At 61.4% G+C, this 18,363-nt stretch carries 18 protein-coding genes and 1 pseudogene; 6 read left to right on the forward strand and 13 right to left on the reverse strand.

All coding sequences use genetic code 11. The features are described from left to right. Positions 1–2: 2 nt before the first annotated feature. Together AC1DNW_RS21345 and AC1DNW_RS21350 are read right to left on the reverse strand one after the other, a co-directional pair. Positions 3–500 carry a CAP domain-containing protein gene (locus AC1DNW_RS21345; protein WP_113298475.1) on the reverse strand — a complete coding sequence of 166 codons (498 nt, stop codon included), beginning with the start codon at positions 498–500 and terminating at the stop codon, positions 3–5. A 1-nt stretch (position 501) separates the two neighbouring features. Then, a complete protein-coding gene (locus AC1DNW_RS21350; protein ID WP_113298476.1) occupies positions 502–768 on the reverse strand; it encodes a DUF6460 domain-containing protein in 267 nt (88 codons plus the stop codon). A gap of 140 nt (positions 769–908) precedes the next feature. On the opposite strand from AC1DNW_RS21350, the gene AC1DNW_RS21355 reads away from it, so the two are divergent. The 3 genes from AC1DNW_RS21355 to AC1DNW_RS21365 all read left to right on the forward strand — a co-directional run bounded on the left by AC1DNW_RS21355 (position 909) and on the right by AC1DNW_RS21365 (position 2,972). After that, positions 909–1,841 (forward strand): class I SAM-dependent DNA methyltransferase, encoded by a 933-nt coding sequence (locus AC1DNW_RS21355; RefSeq protein WP_477854275.1) that lies wholly within the window; start codon positions 909–911, stop codon positions 1,839–1,841. Between the two features lie 197 nt (positions 1,842–2,038). Then, positions 2,039–2,674, forward strand: a complete 636-nt coding sequence (locus tag AC1DNW_RS21360) for a YitT family protein (RefSeq protein ID WP_113306984.1) — start codon at positions 2,039–2,041, stop codon at positions 2,672–2,674. A gap of 127 nt (positions 2,675–2,801) precedes the next feature. Next, positions 2,802–2,972 (forward strand): hypothetical protein, encoded by a 171-nt coding sequence (locus AC1DNW_RS21365; protein WP_162747144.1) that lies wholly within the window; start codon positions 2,802–2,804, stop codon positions 2,970–2,972. A 66-nt stretch (positions 2,973–3,038) separates the two neighbouring features. On the opposite strand, the gene AC1DNW_RS21370 is transcribed toward AC1DNW_RS21365, so the two are convergent. Together AC1DNW_RS21370 and AC1DNW_RS21375 are read right to left on the reverse strand one after the other, a co-directional pair. Continuing rightward, positions 3,039–3,500 carry a carboxymuconolactone decarboxylase family protein gene (locus AC1DNW_RS21370; RefSeq protein WP_113298478.1) on the reverse strand — a complete coding sequence of 154 codons (462 nt, stop codon included), beginning with the start codon at positions 3,498–3,500 and terminating at the stop codon, positions 3,039–3,041. Between the two features lie 44 nt (positions 3,501–3,544). Continuing rightward, complete coding sequence (locus AC1DNW_RS21375) at positions 3,545–4,045, reverse strand: RrF2 family transcriptional regulator (RefSeq protein ID WP_113298479.1); 501 nt, start codon at positions 4,043–4,045, stop codon at positions 3,545–3,547. A 96-nt stretch (positions 4,046–4,141) separates the two neighbouring features. On the opposite strand from AC1DNW_RS21375, the gene AC1DNW_RS21380 reads away from it, so the two are divergent. Both AC1DNW_RS21380 and pdeM read left to right on the forward strand, forming a co-directional pair. Next, a complete protein-coding gene (locus tag AC1DNW_RS21380) occupies positions 4,142–6,652 on the forward strand; it encodes a ligase-associated DNA damage response DEXH box helicase (protein ID WP_113298480.1) in 2,511 nt (836 codons plus the stop codon). A gap of 8 nt (positions 6,653–6,660) precedes the next feature. Continuing rightward, positions 6,661–7,398, forward strand: coding sequence for a ligase-associated DNA damage response endonuclease PdeM (pdeM, locus tag AC1DNW_RS21385; RefSeq protein ID WP_477854276.1), 738 nt, complete (start codon positions 6,661–6,663; stop codon positions 7,396–7,398). Between the two features lie 35 nt (positions 7,399–7,433). Here pdeM and AC1DNW_RS21390 read toward each other — a convergent pair whose 3' ends face one another. After that, entirely contained in the window at positions 7,434–8,015 is a 582-nt protein-coding gene (locus tag AC1DNW_RS21390) for a transglycosylase SLT domain-containing protein (RefSeq protein ID WP_113298482.1), read from the reverse strand. 57 nt (positions 8,016–8,072) lie between these two features. Continuing rightward, the gene (locus AC1DNW_RS21395; RefSeq protein WP_477854277.1) at positions 8,073–9,017 is read right to left on the reverse strand and encodes an alpha/beta hydrolase family protein; all 945 of its coding nucleotides are present in this window, start codon (positions 9,015–9,017) and stop codon (positions 8,073–8,075) included. 86 nt (positions 9,018–9,103) lie between these two features. On the opposite strand from AC1DNW_RS21395, the gene AC1DNW_RS21400 reads away from it, so the two are divergent. After that, positions 9,104–9,685, forward strand: a complete 582-nt coding sequence (locus tag AC1DNW_RS21400) for a TetR/AcrR family transcriptional regulator (protein WP_477854278.1) — start codon at positions 9,104–9,106, stop codon at positions 9,683–9,685. Here the strand turns inward: AC1DNW_RS21400 and AC1DNW_RS21405 are convergent. From AC1DNW_RS21405 to AC1DNW_RS21435, 7 genes and pseudogenes are all read right to left on the reverse strand, one after another. Next, a pseudogene (locus AC1DNW_RS21405) lies at positions 9,686–10,247 on the reverse strand (dihydrofolate reductase family protein). It lies immediately after the preceding gene. 225 nt (positions 10,248–10,472) lie between these two features. Then, positions 10,473–11,273, reverse strand: coding sequence for a TIGR02186 family protein (locus AC1DNW_RS21410; RefSeq protein ID WP_113298486.1), 801 nt, complete (start codon positions 11,271–11,273; stop codon positions 10,473–10,475). Continuing rightward, positions 11,273–12,196, reverse strand: a complete 924-nt coding sequence (locus AC1DNW_RS21415) for a sulfite exporter TauE/SafE family protein (protein WP_113298487.1) — start codon at positions 12,194–12,196, stop codon at positions 11,273–11,275. Before AC1DNW_RS21415 ends, AC1DNW_RS21410 begins: the two co-directional genes overlap by 1 nt. Before the next feature lie 213 nt (positions 12,197–12,409). Beyond that, positions 12,410–16,162, reverse strand: coding sequence for a peptidoglycan-binding protein (locus AC1DNW_RS21420; protein ID WP_477854279.1), 3,753 nt, complete (start codon positions 16,160–16,162; stop codon positions 12,410–12,412). Positions 16,163–16,446: 284 nt separating this feature from the next. After that, positions 16,447–16,812: a VOC family protein gene (locus AC1DNW_RS21425; RefSeq protein ID WP_113306979.1), complete on the reverse strand. Its 366-nt coding sequence runs from the start codon at positions 16,810–16,812 to the stop codon at positions 16,447–16,449. 85 nt (positions 16,813–16,897) lie between these two features. Continuing rightward, entirely contained in the window at positions 16,898–17,599 is a 702-nt protein-coding gene (locus AC1DNW_RS21430; RefSeq protein ID WP_477854280.1) for an SDR family NAD(P)-dependent oxidoreductase, read from the reverse strand. Positions 17,600–17,675: 76 nt separating this feature from the next. Continuing rightward, positions 17,676–18,359, reverse strand: a complete 684-nt coding sequence (locus AC1DNW_RS21435) for a DNA-3-methyladenine glycosylase I (protein WP_113306977.1) — start codon at positions 18,357–18,359, stop codon at positions 17,676–17,678. Between the last annotated feature and the right edge of the window lie 4 nt (positions 18,360–18,363).

Consider the following 18,363-nt stretch of genomic DNA (forward strand, 5'->3'; position numbering starts at 1 on the left):
CCTCAGTTGGAAAGCACCATGGCCCAATAGGGCAGGTTCCTGGAAGACGTATTATGCGCAACGGCGACGCCGATACCACTATAGCGCCCCAGCATATTTTCCAGATGATGGGGAGAATTGATCCAGGCGGTGACGACCGCATCGACGCTCTGCTGGCCCGAAGCGATGTTTTCGGCGGCCGGCAGGTTGACGCCGCTTGCCTTCACGCGGGCGCCGAAACTGTCGGTCATGCCCATCAGATGCTTCATCTTGCCCGCGCTTGCCATGCGCTTGGCCTGGAAGATCGCGGCCGTGCTCGCATGCGGATCGACGCTGAGCGGCGGCAGGCCGTTCCTGGCCCGAAGCTGGTTGACGAGCGGCAGCGCCGAGGCGGTCTCGTCGGAGGCATTGGAGGGCGTGCTTGCAAGCTTGGGTGTCGTCGTGCAGCCGGCGATGCCGGCTGCCAGTGCGAGGCCGGAAAGCTGCAGCAGGCTGCGGCGCGAAAGGATGATTGAGCTCATGTTATTTGCGATAGCTGAAAAGACGGATGATGATGAAGATCGGGATGACGATGGTGGCGCCAAGCAACAGATAGTCGCCGACGCGGCCAAGCGCAGAGAAGCCCTGTCGCCATAGATGGATCACGAAATCACGGAAGTTGTAGATGAGCTCCCAGGGGGTCAGCCCGAAGATGGCCATGACGAAACCGACGATCAGCGACACCACCAGAAGCTTGATGATCGTGCGGCCAATGGAATCRCCGAGGAACCTGTTCACCTGATCGGACATGCGCCATCTCCTGTTTGTCTTGAGATACGGTTGCGGCGATTCGCCTGCAAGCCTTTTCCTCTAAGACAGCACCGCCTCTGAAATAGGACTTGAGTTTTTTTGTGGCCGCCGCCAAATGCCGCCAGCCAAAGGGTCCGATCATGCAGCCAAGCCAGCTTTCCTCCGGCGACGTCATCGCCGACCGCCGCGCCGACTATGCGAAGATGCTCGACGAGGGCGGCGAACCGGACGCGGCGGCCGAGCTGATGGAGCAGGCGCTGGAACTGGYACCTGCATGGGCTGCCGGCTGGTACCGCCTCGCCACATACCGCGAAAAGGCAGGAAAGGCAGAGGCTGCCGTCGAAGCTTACCGCCGCACGCTGGAACTAGACCCAGAGGATATTTTCGGGGCTGGCTTGAAGCTCGCCTTGCTCGGCGATGCCGAAACGCCGGACCAGCCGCCGAGCCGCTACGTCGAGCGCCTCTTCGATGACTATGCCGATCGTTTCGAAACCTCCCTGGTGGAGAAGCTCGATTATTCCGTGCCGCAGAAGCTTGCCGCTTTGGTTGCCTCGACCGGTCGGCAGTATCAGCTTGCTGTCGACCTCGGCTGCGGCACAGGCCTGCTCGGCCCCGAAATCCGCGCTGATGTCACCCATCTCGAAGGCTTCGATCTCTCGCAAAACATGCTGGCGAAGGCTGCCGAAAAGCACGTCTACGACCATCTCGCCCAGGCCGATCTGTCGCTGGAGCCCGAAGCGTCAGGTCTTTTTGCAGACGGTGGGCGGCACCGCGCCGACCTCGTAACCGCCGCCGATGTGCTGATGTATCTCGGCAATCTGGAAAGCGTCTTCGCGATCCTCGATGAGCTCTTGGCTCCCGGCGCCGACTTCGCCTTTTCCGTCGAGGATGGCGGCGAGGCAAACGGTTTTCATCTGGCGCCGTCGCTGCGCTATGCGCATGCGCAAGCTTATGTCGAAGCGCTTGCCTCGGCCCATCGGCTCGAAATCCTCGAGACGGTCAAAACCGTCATTCGCAAAGATGGCGGCAAGCCGGTTTCCGGCATTCTGTTCCTTACGCGCAAGACCGCCTGAGCGCATATTTCTTGCGATTTTGAAATAGGTCAGCATTGCTTACGTATTTCGCTTGCGCGCAACTTCAGAAGGCCTGATAACTCGGGCTATTCAGTGAGAAAGCGACGCGCTCCCCGGGGCGCAGCACGCGCCGCATCCATCCAGACATTTCCTCTTCCTCCGGCCAGCCCGGAGCAGCCGCTATCGGAGATCGCGACATGAGCCAGCTTATCAGTGCCCTTGGGTTCTGGAACACCACGGCGACGCGCCACACGCCGGTGGAGGATGTGCAGGGCGTCTTCTCCGGCAGCCTCGTCTCGGCGCTCGGACTTTACGTGCTCGCCAGCGCCGGTCTTCTCACCGGCAGCACCGCCGGCATTGCCTTCCTGCTGCATTATGCCTTCGGCGTGAACTTCGGCTTCGCTTTCTTCCTGCTCAACCTGCCGTTCTTTTACCTCTCGCGGAAGCGTCTCGGCATGGCTTTCACGATCAAGACCTTCCTCGCGATCGGCCTCACCTCCGCATTGACCAGCCTGCAGCCGAAGGTCATGGAAATCGCAACCATTCACCCAGCCTGGGCAGCACTTCTCGGCGGCCTGTTACTTGGTTTCGGCCTTCTTGCGCTCTATCGCCATCGCGCCAGCCTCGGCGGCGTCGGCATTCTCGGCATCTATATGCAGGAGCGTTTCGGTATCCGCGCCGGCCTTGTGCAACTGGCCATCGATATGTGCGTGCTAGCCGCCGCCTTCTTCGTCACTACGCCGCCGGTCGTCTTCTATTCCGTGCTCGGCGCCGTCGTCCTCAACCTGTTCGTGGCAATCAATCACCGGGCCGACCGCTACATCGCTCTCTAGTGTTTTCCTGTCGACCCGCAAAGACTCAATCTTACAAATCGGTAAGCCATTATAAACAAAACGTAACTTGCCTGTGATCGGCCCCGGCGCGACACTTCCTCTCGCGCCGGATGTAATGAGGTGAGCTATGTCAGAGTTGGAAAAGCTTGTCAGACGCCGCATGCAGGAAGAATACGCCAAAGGCTCTTCCGCAGAGCATATCGCCAAGGTCGTTCGCGACATATTCAACAGCATCGATCTCTCGGGCAGATTGCCTGAAGCCGTTGCCGTGAGGTCCGATACGCGCCACAGACGATGAAATATTCAACCGACCCGATCTCTCGGGTCGGTCACCGGGACAAAGCCCCTTATCAGCAAAAAAGTATCAGGCTGCCTTCTGTGACGCATCGATCGGATGCTGGCTGCGGAAGCCGACGGCCAGCCGGTTCCAGATATTGATCGCGCCGATCGCCACCGTGATCTTGGTCATTTCCTCTTCGGAAAAATGCGCCTTCAGTGCCTCGTAGTCGGCATCCGGAGCGCCGGTCTCGGCAATCTTCGTGACCGCATCGACCCAGCCGAGCAGGGCGCGCTCGCGTGCGTCGTAAACCGGCGATTCGCGCCATACGCACATCAAGTTGATCCACTGCTCGGAAAGTCCGTCGTGACGTGCTTCCTTCACATGCATGTCGACGCAGTAGGCACAGCCGTTGATCTGCGAGGCGCGAAGCTTGATCAGGTGGATGAATCGACGCTCCAGGCCGGAGGTCTGGACGTACTGTTCCAGGGCGACAACGGCCTTGTAGGCATCGGGAGCGGCCTTGCCGAAGTTGAAACGTGTTTGCATGGGTATTCTCCTTGGGTTGGGTTGGGTTGGGTTTGTGTTGTGGCTCAGCGAGCCGTCTTTCTCTCGTGGATTTCCATGAAGGCGCAGCCTCTGGCGGCGATGCCGCCGTCATCGTCTGCGGAAAGTTCGGTCAGGATGTCGGCGATGCTGGTGTTCGCAAGTTCCGCGCGATAGGCGCGCTCGGCCCTGAGCATTGCCGCCGTAACCTGGCAGGGCTTGGTGAAATAGCGCTGCGGCAGCGGGTTCGGCCCGCGCTGACGGATCTCCGAACAGCGAAAGGCCGGCGCCGGACCTTCGACCGCAAGCACGATATCGAGCAGCGATATGTCCTCTGCCGCCTTCGCCAGCCGGTAACCACCTTTAGGCCCTGGAACCGTCACCAGAATGCCGGCCCCCGAAAGCGCCTGCAGATGCTTCAGCAGATAGCTCGTCGATACGCCGTGGAATTCGGCGAGGGCCGCGGCCGACAGCACGCTGCCTTCTGCAAGCCCTGATAGTACCGCCGCACAATGAATGCTTTGTTCGACACCGTCACCAAGCTTCACAGCTGATCTCCTTTAATCGTAGATATTATTTATCCACGATTATGCCGAGGAGTCAACACCGCTTTTATTCGCCCGCGTTTGAACTACATTTGCCCCGTGGATCAGATCGATGCCGAAACCAGCCTTGCCTTGCCCGCACCCTTTCTCCGCTGGTTTGCGGAAAAGGGCTGGCGCCCGCGAGCTCACCAGCTCGAGCTCCTTGCTCGCGCCGAGGCCGGCGAGAGCACGCTGCTGATTGCCCCGACCGGCGCCGGCAAGACACTGGCCGGCTTTCTGCCGTCGCTGACCGACCTCACGCGGCGTGGCAAGATCCCGCCGGGCTCGGCATTCGCCGGCATTCACACGCTCTATGTTTCGCCGTTGAAGGCGCTCGCCGTCGATATCGAGCGCAACCTCATGAAGCCCGTCACCGAGATGGGGCTGCCGATTTCGGTTGAGAACCGCACCGGCGATACCCCGGCCGCAAAGCGCCAGCGCCAGAAGCTCGATCCACCTGATATCCTGCTGACGACGCCGGAACAGGTCGCCCTGTTGTTGGCAAACCGCGAGGCCGAGCGCTTTTTCAAGGACTTGAAATACGTCATTTTCGACGAGTTGCATTCGTTGGTCACGTCCAAGCGCGGCCATATGCTCTCGCTCGGCCTCGCCCGCTTGCGCAGGCTAGCACCTGATCTGCAGACCATTGGCCTTTCAGCCACCGTTGCCGAGCCGATGGATTTGCAGAAATGGCTGGTGGGGCAGCAGGAGGACAGTGAAAACCATGCCGGCGTCGTGCTTGTCGAAGGCGGCGCCAAGCCAAATATCTCCATCCTCGATACCGAAGAGCGCATCCCCTGGGCCGGCCATTCCGCCAAATACGCGATCCCCGATGTCTATCGGCAACTGATCGACCACCAGACGACGCTGCTCTTCGTCAACACCCGCTCGCAGGCTGAAATGCTCTTTCAGGAGCTCTGGACGGTCAATGAAGAAAACCTGCCGATCGCCCTTCATCACGGCTCACTCGATGTCGCCCAGCGCCGCAAGGTCGAGGCGGCCATGGCCGCCAATCGGCTGCGCGCCGTCGTCGCTACTTCAACGCTCGACCTCGGCATCGACTGGGGCGATGTTGATCTCGTCATCCATGTCGGTGCGCCGAAAGGTGCCTCCCGTCTTGCCCAGCGCATCGGTCGTGCCAACCACCGCATGGACGAGCCGTCGAAGGCCATCCTCGTTCCCGCCAACCGTTTCGAAGTCATGGAATGCCAGGCAGCACTCGATGCGAATTATATCGGTGCGCAGGATACGCCCCCGGTCGGCCGTGGCGGGCTCGATGTGCTCGCCCAGCACGTGCTCGGCATGGCCTGCGCCGAACCTTTCGATATGCTGGAGCTTTATGAGGAGATCACCAGCGCCTCGCCCTATGCCGATCTTCCGTGGGAAACCTTCGAGCGCGTCGTCGATTTCGTCGCGACCGGCGGTTATGCCCTGCGCACATATGAACGCTATGCCCGCATCCGCAAGACGAAGGAAGGTCGCTGGCGCGTCTCCAACCCGCAGGTCGCGCAGCAATATCGCCTGAACCTCGGCACTATTGTCGAGGCCCCGATGCTGAACATCCGCATGGCCAAACGTGGCGAGGGCGGCAAGCTCGGTCGCCCCGGTGCCGTGCTTGGCAAGGTCGAGGAATATTTCCTGGAACAGCTCGCGCCGGGCGACACCTTCATCTTCTCCGGCAAGGTCCTGCGTTTTGAGGGTATCAGGGAGAGCGAGGCGCTGGTCAGTCCGGCCTATTCCTTCGATCCGAAAATCCCGTCCTATAACGGCGGCAAGTTTCCGCTCTCGACCTATCTCGCCGATCAGGTCCGCTCGATGCTGGATGATCCGGACCGCTGGCATCGCCTGCCGGATCAGGTGCGCGACTGGCTGTCTCTGCAGAAGGAAAAGTCCATGCTGCCGAAGCATGACGAGCTGCTGATCGAGACCTTCCCGCGYGGCAGCCGGGGTTACATGGTCATCTATCCGTTCGAGGGGCGGCTCGCCCACCAGACGCTCGGCATGCTTCTCACCCGCAGGCTGGATCGGGCAGGCGCAAAACCTCTCGGTTTCGTCGCCACGGATTATTCGCTCGGCATCTGGGGGCTGGAGGATCTCGGCCTGATGATCGCCAATGGCCGCCTCAGCCTTCCCGATCTCTTCGATGAGGACATGCTGGGCGACGATCTGGAATCCTGGTTGAATGAATCCTTCCTATTGAAGCGCACCTTCCGTAATTGCGCCGTGATTGCCGGATTGATCGAGCGGCGCCATCCGGGCAAGGAAAAGACCGGCCGGCAGATCACCGTCTCGGCCGACCTGATCTACGATGTGCTGAGAACCCACGAGCCCGACCACATCCTGCTGCAGGCGACGCGTGAGGACGCGGGATCGGGACTTTTGGATATTTCCCGCCTTGGCGATATGCTGAAGCGAATCAGGGGCCATATCACCCATCGGGCGCTGGACCATATTTCGCCGCTCGCGGTGCCGGTCATGCTGGAAATCGGCAGGGAATCGGTGCCGGGCCAGGCTCATGACGCACTGCTTGCCGAAGCTGCCGACGATTTGATCGCCGAGGCGATGGCGTAAGAACTGGAATGACTGACGTGATGAACCGCCTTGCGCTCGCGCGCGACATGATCGGGCTTGCCGCAATACCGGGCGTCGAAACCGCCGTTCAAGGCGTTGCCGCCGTCTGCGATCCCCTGGGCGCGCTCTATCTGCCCGACGCCGGCATTCTCGTCGTCTCCGACCTGCATCTGGAAAAAGGCGCGGCCTTTGCCCGCCGCGGCATGATGCTGCCGCCCTATGATACGCTGGCGACACTCACCGTGCTCGCCGCCGTCATCTCCCGCTACGATCCGAAGCTCGTCATTTCGCTCGGCGACAATTTCCACGACCGTGTCGGCTCCGAGCATCTGCCGGATGCCTTCCGCACGCTGATCGTCGAAATGGCCCGCGGCCGCGAATGGATCTGGATCAATGGCAACCACGATCCCGATGGCACGATCAACCTGCCGGGTACCTGCTCCGACGAGCTTTATTATGCCGGCCTGACCTTCCGCCATGAGCCGCGCGACGGCCTGCAGCAAGGCGAGATCGCCGGCCATCTGCACCCGGCGGCCACGGTCCGCCGTCGTGAAAAATCCGTTCGCCGTCCTTGCTTCGCCACCGATGGTGCCCGTCTGTTGATGCCCGCCTTCGGCGTCATGAGCGGTGGGCTGGATCTCGGCCACAAGGCAATGACGGGCCTTTTCGACAAGGCTTCGCTGATTGCCCATCTGCTCGGCCGCGACCGGATCTACTCGGTCCGCTACGGCAATTTGCGCGGCTGACACGCACTCCCTTCTCGCTGGAGAAGGGAAGGGGCTCAATTACATTCCTGCAACTGCTGCTGATAGCTCCCCGCCATCTTTGCGAATTTCCCTGCMGTCTGCTGCAGCTGTCCATTGTTGCGCCAGTCGCCGCGCTTGTAGCCGGTCGGGCCGGAATAATAGGCGAGGTAGAGATTGTAGGCGTCGTTCGGTGGAATGCCAGTCGCCTGGCTGTTGCTGTAGTGGTACCAGCCGATGAAATCGATCGCGTCGGCGAAGTTGGTACGCGTCGCGGCCCAATTGCCGGTGGCGGACTGATAGTGGTCCCAGGTCCCGTTCAGCGCCTGCGAATAGCCGTAGGCCGTCGAAGGCCGTGTCCAGGGAATGAAGCCGAAGAGTTTCGTGCGCGGCGGCCGCGCATAKGGCTGGAAGCCGGACTCGACATACATGGTCGCCATCAGGATCGGCACCGGCACGCCGTATTTCTTCTCCGCACGCTCCGCAGCACCCTGCCAGCTGGTGAAGAGACCATCCTTCTGGTCGAAGACGGCGCAGATATTTCTCGTCTGGCGGGGTGCTGTCGCGCAACCAGCAAGCAAGGCCAGCCCGACAGCCGCAAGCACGGTACGAGTACGCATGATACAAACCTCTCGTTTCCGAGAGATTACTAACTCGTAAACGTTAAAGAGCGGTTTTTACGCGAATACGAGATGTTCCGGTGGCCTTTTTGCAGGCCAGGGATTGGTCCCGTTCCGCAGCCAGAGAAGTGTGTCGAGCCAGAAACCGGCGGCGTGGCGCGCGTGAAAGAGATCGAAATGCCCGATCCTCGAAAATCCGAGCTCATCGGGCGCCAGCAGCACTTCCTCCACCTTGGCGTTGCGATAATGGGAAAGACCGCGGCGAATGGCCTGGACAGTCGCAATCTCGTCGTCCGAGGCAGTGACGCTGAGGATGGGTGCATGAAAATTCTTAAAGGTCCGCGCCGCGCCCGCCTCTTCTGCCGCTGGTGAATGACATTCGATCCATGTCCGCTGGAGCGCCCAGTCGAGTGCCACACCCTTCGGCAGATCCTCGAGCCAGCCGAAGCGCCGTCCGGGAAAATAGCCGAACAGCTGGGTCGCTGCCGGCATGGCTACGTGCCATTTCAGGAACAGTCGCCATCGATGCGTTCGAGCATAGTCCCGCCAGTGGCCATGTTGTGCGCCGACCGCCAGCATGCGCGTGATGCGGTCGGCATGGGCAGAAATACCCGGCAGGAAACCGCCGATGCTGTGCCCGACAACGAGAAGCTCGCGGCCGGACCGCACAGCTTCCATGAAAAGCAGCGCCGCGTCGAAGTCCTGCTCGCCCCAGTCCCGCCAGCGATAGCGGCAGCCACGCAAGCGTTCCGGGCGCGAGAGGCCGATGCCGCGATAGTCATAGGTCAGCACGTCGAAGCCATGCTCGGMGAGAAAACGCGCATAATAGTGGTAATAGCTTGCCGCAACGCCGGTTGCCGGATTGATGATGACGCTGCCATTGCCGCCATTGTCGGCGCCACGCCAGAAATGGCCATGAAGTTCGACGCCGTCGCGGCACCGTATCGAGACGGATTCCGCTTCTCGTGCAAGCTCGTTTTGCCTCCGTTTGCCGTCCGGCATGCATGATTTCCTGTGCGACGCTTCAGCGGGTACGATAGGCAGATACGTGCGTTGATGACACTCACTAGTCGGTATACATTGGGTGAATGGCGAGATCAGGATCCGATACGCGCGAACGCATTGTCGCCGCTGCCGCAAAGCTCTTCTACAGTGAGGGGATAAGGGCAGTCAGCGTCGATGCCGTGGCCGAGAAGGCAGCTGTCACGAAGCGTACCCTTTATTATCATTTCGACAGCAAGGATGAACTGATTGCTGCCTATCTCGAGACCCGCGACCAGCCCAACCTCGCTGTTTATCGACGGTGGTTTGCGGAGACGAAGGGGGATCTGCCTGCGAAGGTAAAGGGGATTTTCGAAAACCTGGCCCGCTCGGCCCGGCATCCGAAATGGAAGGGCTGCGGTTATCTGAGAACATCGGCCGAGCTTGCGAACATGCCTGGCCATCCCGCTATCAAGGTCGGTGCCGCACATAAGAAAAATGTCGAGGAATGGCTGGCTTCTCTCTTCGAGGAGCAACATTCGTCCGAGCCGTCAAAGCTCGCTCGCCAGATCGTTTTGCTGCTCGACGGTTCTTTTGCCGCGGTGCTCCTGCATCGCGACCCCACCTATATGGAAACTGCAGGGGAGGYGGCGGCTGCCCTGGTGGCTGCAGCCAGCGCGGGCAAATGATCAGGCTGCCCTGACCGGTTCGTAGCGCAGGATCACCGCGCCGCTTTTCGTCACCGAGGAGTCGAGGAGTTTCAACGGCTGCTGGGCTTCAGCGGGCTTGAAGTGCGGGTTGCCGCCGCCGAGGATGACGGGAACGAGGCAGATACGGATTTCATCCACCAGCCCCGCCTTCAACAGGGTATCGGCAAGCTCGGCGCTGCCGAAGATGAAGATCGTTTTGCCGCCCATATCCTTCAGCCGCTTCAGTTCAGACACCGGATCGCTGACGACGCGCGTATTGTTCCAGTCCGCCTTCTCCATGGTCCGCGAAACGGCGATCTTGGCGATGCCGTTCATATAGGCCTTGATTTTGTCTTCGCTCTCCGCGCTCGGCCAGTAGGCGGCCATGCCCTCATAGGTCTTGCGGCCGAAGACCAGCAGATCGCCTTCCTCGCCGAACTGCTCGGCATATTTTTCAAGCTCCGGCCCCCATGCCAGATTGTGGAAGTCGATATCCCAGGGCTTCGATCCTTCGAAATAGCCATCCAGCGTCATCAGGGTTCCAGACAATAAGCTTTCTCATTTCATCCTCCATCGACTGTGCTAGTTTAAAAACCAGTTGCTTAGGACAACTGGTTTTAGCTCGACCGATGGTAAATTGCAAGCAGTCTTGAGCGGGAGATGCAGGGATATGCAGCTTTGGCAGCACAAGGCATCGGAAAAGCTCCCGCCGATGGGTCGATCACGCGCCCGGATATTTGATTGAAACCTGGCTGAAAGTGGTCGCGAGAGGGCGGAATGCGCCCGATCAGTCCTTGCGGAAGATCAGGCTGGCGCCCCATCCCGTCAGCACTGCCAGCAGCACCGAAAGGCAGCCGTAGAGGATGGGCTGCTCATGGGCAGCATCGGTGATGGTCTGCTCGATACCCGTCTTGATGACGCGCAGCGGCTGCGATTTCTGCGTCACGAACTTCCCGCTCTTGAACAGGTAGGCACGCACTGTGTGCACGCCGTTTGGAATATTCGCCGGCAGCCGCAGGCTTGCCTTGAAGAGATTAGAGGAGACGAAGCGCACGCCGCTCGGATCGCGCTCGTACAGTCCGCCCCCCTGCTGCAAACGCCGAAAGGCGGTGCGGAATTCGTTGAGACTGTTGAAGTTGCCGGCAAAATCGATCGGCCGCAGCGGAATATGGTCGATACCGATACCCTCGCCGGTCAGGTCGAGTGGCGTCGTTATGTCGTCGATGGAACGCGAGCTCGACATCGAATAGGAATGCGGCACATCGGCGAAGGTCATGGACGAAGCATTGATCCAGATACCGAAGACCCGCTCTTTCCTGCGCACCGTGGCGTCTTCACGCGGACCTTCCAGAACCACGATAACGTCATACTGGCCGATGGCGAGCAGCAGGTCGTCGGTATTCGTCACCGCACCGAAAATCGTCAGGTCCGCKCCGCGAAAATCGGAGGTGATGGCGATTTCGCTGGTGGAGGTGCCGATTTCCAGCCCCTCCCGCTCGGACTGCGTTCCCTGCCCGGGCAGCATCTGCGCCGCCGCCAGTGATGGCGGCAAAAGTGCGAACAGCAGGGCAAGAACGCGCCAAAGCATCAGTTTCCTGCTCCCATGACCACCGAATAGATATCTTCGGGCGTCACGACCAGCGCGACGGCAAGGCGCAGGCCGACCGCGAGAACCAGGAGACCGAGTAGCGCGCGCAACTGTTCGCCGCGCAGCCGCTGGCCGACGCGCACGCCATATTGCGCGCCGATGACGCCTGCGAGCATCAGGAAGAAGGCGAGTACGATATCGACCGAATAGTTGGTCGCTGCCTGCACGATCGTCGTATAGGCGGTCACGAAGATGATCTGGAAGAGCGAAGTTCCGACGACCACATTGGTCGGGATGCGCAACAGGTAGATCATCGCCGGCACCATGATGAAGCCGCCGCCGACACCCATGACCGAGGTGAGGATGCCGATCGAAAATCCCAGCGCCACGATCGGGATGACAGACAGATAAATCTTCGATTTCTTGAACCGAACCTTGAGTGGCAGCTTGTGTACCCAGTGCTGGTGGCCGGGACGGCGCGGAGCCGGTGCCTCGTTGCGGGCGGCGCGCCGCATGGCGTTGACGCTCTCCCACAACATCAGCCCGCCGACGGTACCAAGGAAGACGACGTAAAGAAGCGAGATGAAGAGGTCGAGCTGACCGATGGCGCGCAGCAGCGAAAAGATCCAGATACCGAGTGTCGCGCCGGATAGGCCGCCGACGAGAAGCACCGAGCCGAGCTTCATATCCAGCGTGCCACGCCTGAAATGCGTGATTGCGCCCGAGATCGAGGAGGCGACCACCTGGTTGGCGCCGGTTGCGACGGCGACGACCGGCGGGATGTTGTAAAAGATCAGAAGAGGGGTGATCAGGAAGCCGCCGCCGACGCCGAACATGCCGGACAGGAAGCCGACGGCTGCCCCCATGCCGAGAATGATGAAGATGTTCACCGACAATTCTGCGATTGGCAGATAGATTGTCACAGCCGACCTCGATTATCGCCGCGCCCGCCGCGGCGGCCTGTCTCACGTTTCCGTTCGAATGGCGCATCCTACTGTGAAATCGTTGCCAGAGGCTTTCGAAGGAAAAAAACGCGATCAGCCGGATGCGGGCCCCGATATGTCCCGCATAATCCGGCTTTTTTCAGGTTTTGTGACAGCCGGCTTTAAAAGCCGGAAAGCGTAATGGTTGAGTGCTTATATGGCCTTGGCGCCCGGTTTGTTGCGCTCCAGAAGCGCCTTCACCGTATCGTCGTTGATCTTGCCGGTCGGTTCCTGGCCGATCGACTTCTGGAAGTTCTTGATGGCGGTCACCGTCTTGGCGCCCATCTCGCCGTCGGGTGCTCCGGCGTCGAAGCCGTTGTTGTTGAGGATCGCCTGGATGTTGCGGATCGCCTTTTTCATGTCGATGGTTGCCGTCTTCGGCGCAGCGCCGCTTGCCCATGCATCGGGGATCTCGATGCCGTTCGCCTTGTTGTCGAGCGGCTGCGGCTTCCAGAGGTCGGCCTTGGCGCGGGCGCGTTCAAGCTGGTCCGGCTTCATGGCATTCGCCACTTCGTCCCGCTTCTGGGCAGCATCCTTGTCGCCGGCCTTGGCGGCGATCGCGAACCATTTGTAAGATTCTTCCAGATCCGCYGGAACGCCGTTGCCGCGGGCACACAGGATGGCCAGATTGAACTGGCTGTCGGTGATCCCGAGATCGGCCGCCTTCTGGAACCAGGATGCTGCCGTCGAATAATCCTGCTGGCCGAGCGCACCGGAAGCATAGAGCACGGCGAGATTGTGCATGGCGCTGGCATTGCCTTGGGCCGCGGCCTGCTCATAGAGGCCCTTGGCCTTCCGCACGTCGCGGTCGACGCTGTTGCCCTTCTCGTACATGCTGCCGAGACGGTATTGCGCCGGTGCAAAGCCCTTGTCGGCCGAAAGCTGGTACCAGCTCGCTGCCTGCTTCTGGTCGGCGGCGAGCCCGTTACGGCCTTCGGTATAACGCGCGCCGATCTCGAACAGCGCCAGCGCATCGCCGTTGCGTGCCGCATCGGCAAGCGGCTGCGGCTGAACCGCATCGGGAACGACGATTGAGGCAGCAGCCGGGGCTGCCGGTGCCATCGCCGGGACAGTGGGCGCGTTCGGAACGAAAGCTGCAGACTCCTGCGCCGGTGCCTGGCCGAAGCCCTCGGCTCCCTCGCCATCAAGCGGCGTGGCATCGGTCAGATGATCGGGCGTTGTCGCCTGCGGCTCTGCTGGAGCGGCCGCCTCGGGGGGCGTTGTCTCCAGTACCATAGTCTGCGATTGGGCAGCCGTTTCCGGTGCCGTGGCTTCCGGGGCAACCGGTACTGGTGCTGCCATATTGGCCTGCGGCATTTCGGTCGCGCCGGTCAGTGCCGAGACTTCAGCAGGCGGCGGCGCCTTTTCGCCCGTCGTCAGCGTGCGGGCGAGCGGGAAGGCCATGATGGCAAGCAGCACGGCGCCGACTGCCAGCAGGATCGGCCGGCGGAAGCGCGCGAAGGCGCTACCCTTGCCGGCTTTCTCCGGCTTTGCGGCGCGGCGTTCGGCACGCGTCGCCGGCTTTGCGCTGCTGTCGATTTCCATGGCGGCGGCCTGCGCGGCGCGGCGCGCGGCGGCGATATAGTCTGCCCGGTCGTTCTCTGTGGCCGGCTTGCCGCGCTGGGCGTTCTGGCTGGCGCGTACGCGCTCCAGGATCCTCTTCACGTCGGGAGCGCCGGAGCCTGGTTCCAGCAGTTCGTTTGCCGCTTCGGCCGGCACCACATCGATGGGATCGATCGATGGAGCCGGATCGATAACCGTGCGCTCGGTGGCTTTTGTTTCCGTCTTGCGGGGAGGCATCAGCTTGCGGCCGAGGCTTGCAAGCAGGCTGCCCCTGACAGGAACGGCCGGCTTTTCCGGCTGGCTGTTGGCTTCGATTGCGATCGCGCTGGTGCTGTCGGCCAATGCCGGTTCCGGCGTGCGGCTTGGCCTCTCTTCAGCAATATCAGCCGTACGCAGCACCGGCGAGGCCTTGGGCGCCTGCATCACCGCAGCCTTGGTCGGCTCCCTGCCGGCATCGACCAACGCATAAGGATCGACGTCGAAATCGACATCGGCAGCCTGAGTCCTGGCAGGGCGTACCCTGTCTTCCATGCTGTCCAGCCGGTCGGCGATGTGCACCAGCGTCTCGTGCAGGGCCTGGAAAGTCTTGTGAGTACGCTCTTCACCGTTGCGGCTCAAATCTTCCAGATGCCGCAGGTCTTCGGCCAGCGCGACAAGCGCCGACATATCGGCGGCCGCGGGTGCGGTTCCCTRTACCCCGCCGTTGCGCGAATAGGCATCGACCACAGCTTCAGCCGCCTGCCGTGCGGCCTCGATGATATATTCGTCGTTGGTCGCGATATAGTCTTCGATCGCGCCCATGCGGCGGTCCAGATCGACCGATGCCTCGGCGTTTTCACGCGGCGTGCTCAGCAGCTCGGAGAGGTTGGCGATCTGGTCCTCGAGGTTCTTCAAGGCGCGCGCATCGGTCGGCGCGGCCGCCGTGCTTTCCTCCAGCCGTGCGGCGATGTCGCTGAGCCGCCCTTCGAGACGGCGGAAGGCGCTGTCGTCGATTTCCACCGCCGGGGCAGGGCGGATTTCCATCTCGTCGATACGGCGTGCGAGATAGTCGAGCCGCTTTGCAAGCGCGTCATTGACCGAGCCGTTTTCCAGCGCATCGATCTTGCGGGAGATATCGGAGAGCGCGCCGGTCAGGTCCTGTTGCGGCGCGGTCTTGTGCGTACGTTCGAGCAGGTAGGAAAGATGCTCCAGCCGCTCGTCGAGCCGAGAGGTCGCTTCGGTATTGGCAAGGTCTTCCACCCGCGCCGTCAGCGCCTCCAGGCGGCCTGCCATCTCGTCGGCGGGGTTGGGGCGGCTCATGGCGGCCCGGCCCATCAGCTCGATCTGTTCGCCGAGTGCGGAGAGACGGTTTTCCAGCCGCTGCATCAGCGCCGGGTCGGTACCAGCCGCCACGCGCCCGCCGGCGGSGATCGCGCGGCTGATCTCGTCGAGCCGCGTATCCATGGCCGCGAACTGCTCGGACATGATCCGGTCGTGCGGCTGGATCATGTTGCCGAACTGCTCGACGGCCGACGCAATCGTGATGAGCTTGTCTTCGAGTGCGCGCACGGCCGGGCTTTCGCCCATGTCGCCGAGATGCCGCTTGATGTCATCGAGCCGATAGGCGAGCGATACCAGCTCTTCCTGCAGCCCGGCGGTATCAAGATCGGCCAGTCGGCCTTCTACGCCGTCCCAGCGCTGTTCCATATGGCGCAGCGAATCCTCACGCGCCAGCCCGTCCATCAGCGAACGCAGCTCTTCGAATTCAGTGCGCAGGCCGGTGGCTTCCGGCCCGGCCGAGCGGGTGGCGAGCTGCGCAATGCTCTGCGACAGGCGGCCCATGTCGGCGCGGATGTCGTCGGCGAAATACTGGCCCTGGGCGCTGGTCTTGATCTCGCGCAGCTCGCTGCGCAGCACATTCATTTCGCGCGTCACACCTTCGGAAATATCACGCTTCAGGTCTTGCCGCAGGTTGACGAGCGCCTGGGCKATTTCCGTCATCGTGTCGTCGGATGCGCGGTAAACAGGGGTTGCCGGCTGCGGCGCCGAAGCACGCTGCGGGGCAGGGGCCGCTTCCCGGAGATGGGCTGGCGCCGGCTCGCGCGTATAGGTCCGCTCGCGGTTCTCTCTGGTAGCGTCGAGCGCACGCTGGCGCTGGCGGATTTCCGCAAGCGGATCGGCCGGGCGCGGTGCGGGGGAATTGGGGTAAAGATCGCGTTCGGGCGTCGGGCTGCGCGGCCGCTGTTCGCGCCCGCTGCCCATCAGTCCCTCGATCCGCGCTTCCAGACCTTCGATAGTGCGGTTCAACGCGTCGAGCGAGGTCCTGTCGGAATGCCGGGAAGAATGTGATCGCGATCCGTTCATGTTTTTGCTCGCTTCGATTGCCCGGTCAGGGCTCGATCATTGCCTTTTCCGAAACACACCAGGGCGCGCGTCGGAGAGCTCCATCCATAAGGAAATAATCAATTAGACTTTCCTCAAGCTGGACGGACTTTTGACGGCACTCCTGAAACGCGAGACAAAGAAAAGGAATGCAGATCGCCAATGCTCACCGCGCACCTTTTACGAAACGTGGTAAAGAACTCGTTAACCCGGATGAGAATTTTTTAACTTTTGCCTTTTCAAGCCGATTCAGGCCGCGAAAATCCTCAGATCGGCCGCTTGTATTGCAGCTCGATCTTCACGCCCTCAGGCCCGTAGATGAAGACCTGTCCGAGGTCGGTATCGGGAATATCGAGATATTCGTAGCGATAGCCGCTCGCCTTGATGCGGGCGAGCGCCGGTTCGAATTCGAAAAGACTGAAAGCCACATGGTTGAATATGCCGCGCGGAAAATCAGCAGCGCGTGAAGTAAGGCTCAGATGGATGACCGGCTTGTCATCCAGATAGAGCCAGTGGCCGCGTGTAGGGAAGGGCGGCCGGTAGCCTTCCTTCACACCGAGAATGCTTTCGAAGAAGCCAATCATGACAGGCGCATCGCGCGTTTCGATTGTCACATGGTCCAGGCGCAGCATCATCCCCTCCCAAGCTGTCGAAGCCGGCCCAATCTTATCGGTTTCCGCACCTTCAGGAAAGCAGTTATGCCGCGCCGCCGCCGGATCAGAAGCTCTCCGTCCAGGGCCGCAGTTCCACCTCTTGCGACCAGGCGCTGCGGTGCTGCAGCAGAACGTCGATATAGGACTGCGCGATCGCATCGGGCGAAAGCATTCCGTCAGGCCTGTCTTCCCGATCGGGTCGGGCCTCGGATCGCACGCCGCCGTCGATAATGAAATGCGCCACATGGATACCGAGAGGCCCGAGTTCGCGGGCAGCACTTTGCGCCAGTCCGCGCAGCGCGAATTTTCCCATGGCAAAGGGCGCCGATTGCGCAAATCCCTTGATGCTGGCCGTTGCCCCTGTCAGCAGGATCGCGCCGCGTTTCTGCGGGATCATGCGTTTCGCCGCCTGCTGGGTGACGAGGAAGCCGCCGAAGGCGCTGGTGGCGATCGCCTTTTCCACCTCTTCGGGATCGAGTTCGGCGATCGGCCCGCGTACCCTGCCGCTGGCATTATAGACCACGACGTCAGGTGCGCCGATTTCCGCATCCACGCGCTCGAATAGTGCCGAAATGGCAGCTGGCTGCGAAGCGTCCGTGGCAAAAGCCTTGGCGCCTGTTTCGTCGAGCAGCGGCCCGAGCTTGCCGATATTGCGAKCGGCAAGACTGACCTTCACGCCGCGCTCTGAAAGCTTGCGGGCGAGCGAACCGCTGATGCCGGAACCGGCGCCGACGATCAGCGCGCTACGATAGGGAAATTCGGCCATGATCTTCTCCTTCGGATGAACCTTCCGGAGAGGTAGGCAGTCGCGCGCCTCCAAAAAACAGCCGGCCGGAAATATTTCACTTTTCTGGAGCGTCGATCGAAAGCCCGCAGATGCGCGAGAGATAGGCGAGCGGCAGCCCCGTTTCCCTGGCCCAGCGGTTGAATGTCTGCTGGATCAGTTGCTGGTCCTTCTTGCCGGTTCCGGATGCCGAAAGCGGAATGCCCGCGTCCCGCAGGCAGGCGAGCACATCTGATGTCATGATGAACCCGTCGCGGCCGATGCCGCGCAGGAAATATTGCCCGGTGGCTCCGCCCAGCCGGTTGCCGCGCTTGCTGAGCATGTCAAGCAGGCCGATATGGTCCTCGCGTGGCCAGTCCGCAAAGAAGGCGCCGGCGCTTTCTGTCTCTTTCGCCAGTTCGCGCACGAAGGCTGCATTGGCGCGCACCGACATGATCTTCGCGCCGTTCTTGACGATACGGTTGTCGCTMGTCAGATCATGCCAGTATTCGTCGGGAGCGATGTTGAGGGCAGCGGGATCGAAGCCGTCGAAAGCCTCTTCGAAGCCCGGCCATTTATTGTCGATGACCTTGTGCACGAAGCCGCTGTAGAAGATGCGACGCGTCATCTGCGAAAGAATGCGGTCATCAGGCAAAGCGCGTAACGCATCCCGATCCGGCATCGCCGGCAGAAGCGCCTTCAGCGCATCGGCGCCGCCTTTTCGCTGCTCGGCACGCTGGCGGATGATATCGAAATCGCTCAAGGCT

The organism is Rhizobium sp. 05L429, assembly GCF_056397645.1.

Coding starts and splice junctions, on each gene's coding strand:
- AC1DNW_RS21365 (WP_162747144.1), top strand. CDS start 2,802: ATGTCAGAGTTGGAAAAGCTTGTCAGACGCCGCATGCAGGAAGAATAC.
- AC1DNW_RS21370 (WP_113298478.1), bottom strand. CDS start 3,500: ATGCAAACACGTTTCAACTTCGGCAAGGCCGCTCCCGATGCCTACAAG.
- AC1DNW_RS21345 (WP_113298475.1), bottom strand. CDS start 500: ATGAGCTCAATCATCCTTTCGCGCCGCAGCCTGCTGCAGCTTTCCGGC.
- pdeM (WP_477854276.1), top strand. CDS start 6,661: ATGACTGACGTGATGAACCGCCTTGCGCTCGCGCGCGACATGATCGGG.
- AC1DNW_RS21425 (WP_113306979.1), bottom strand. CDS start 16,812: ATGCTGCGCCTGGACCATGTGACAATCGAAACGCGCGATGCGCCTGTC.
- AC1DNW_RS21360 (WP_113306984.1), top strand. CDS start 2,039: ATGAGCCAGCTTATCAGTGCCCTTGGGTTCTGGAACACCACGGCGACG.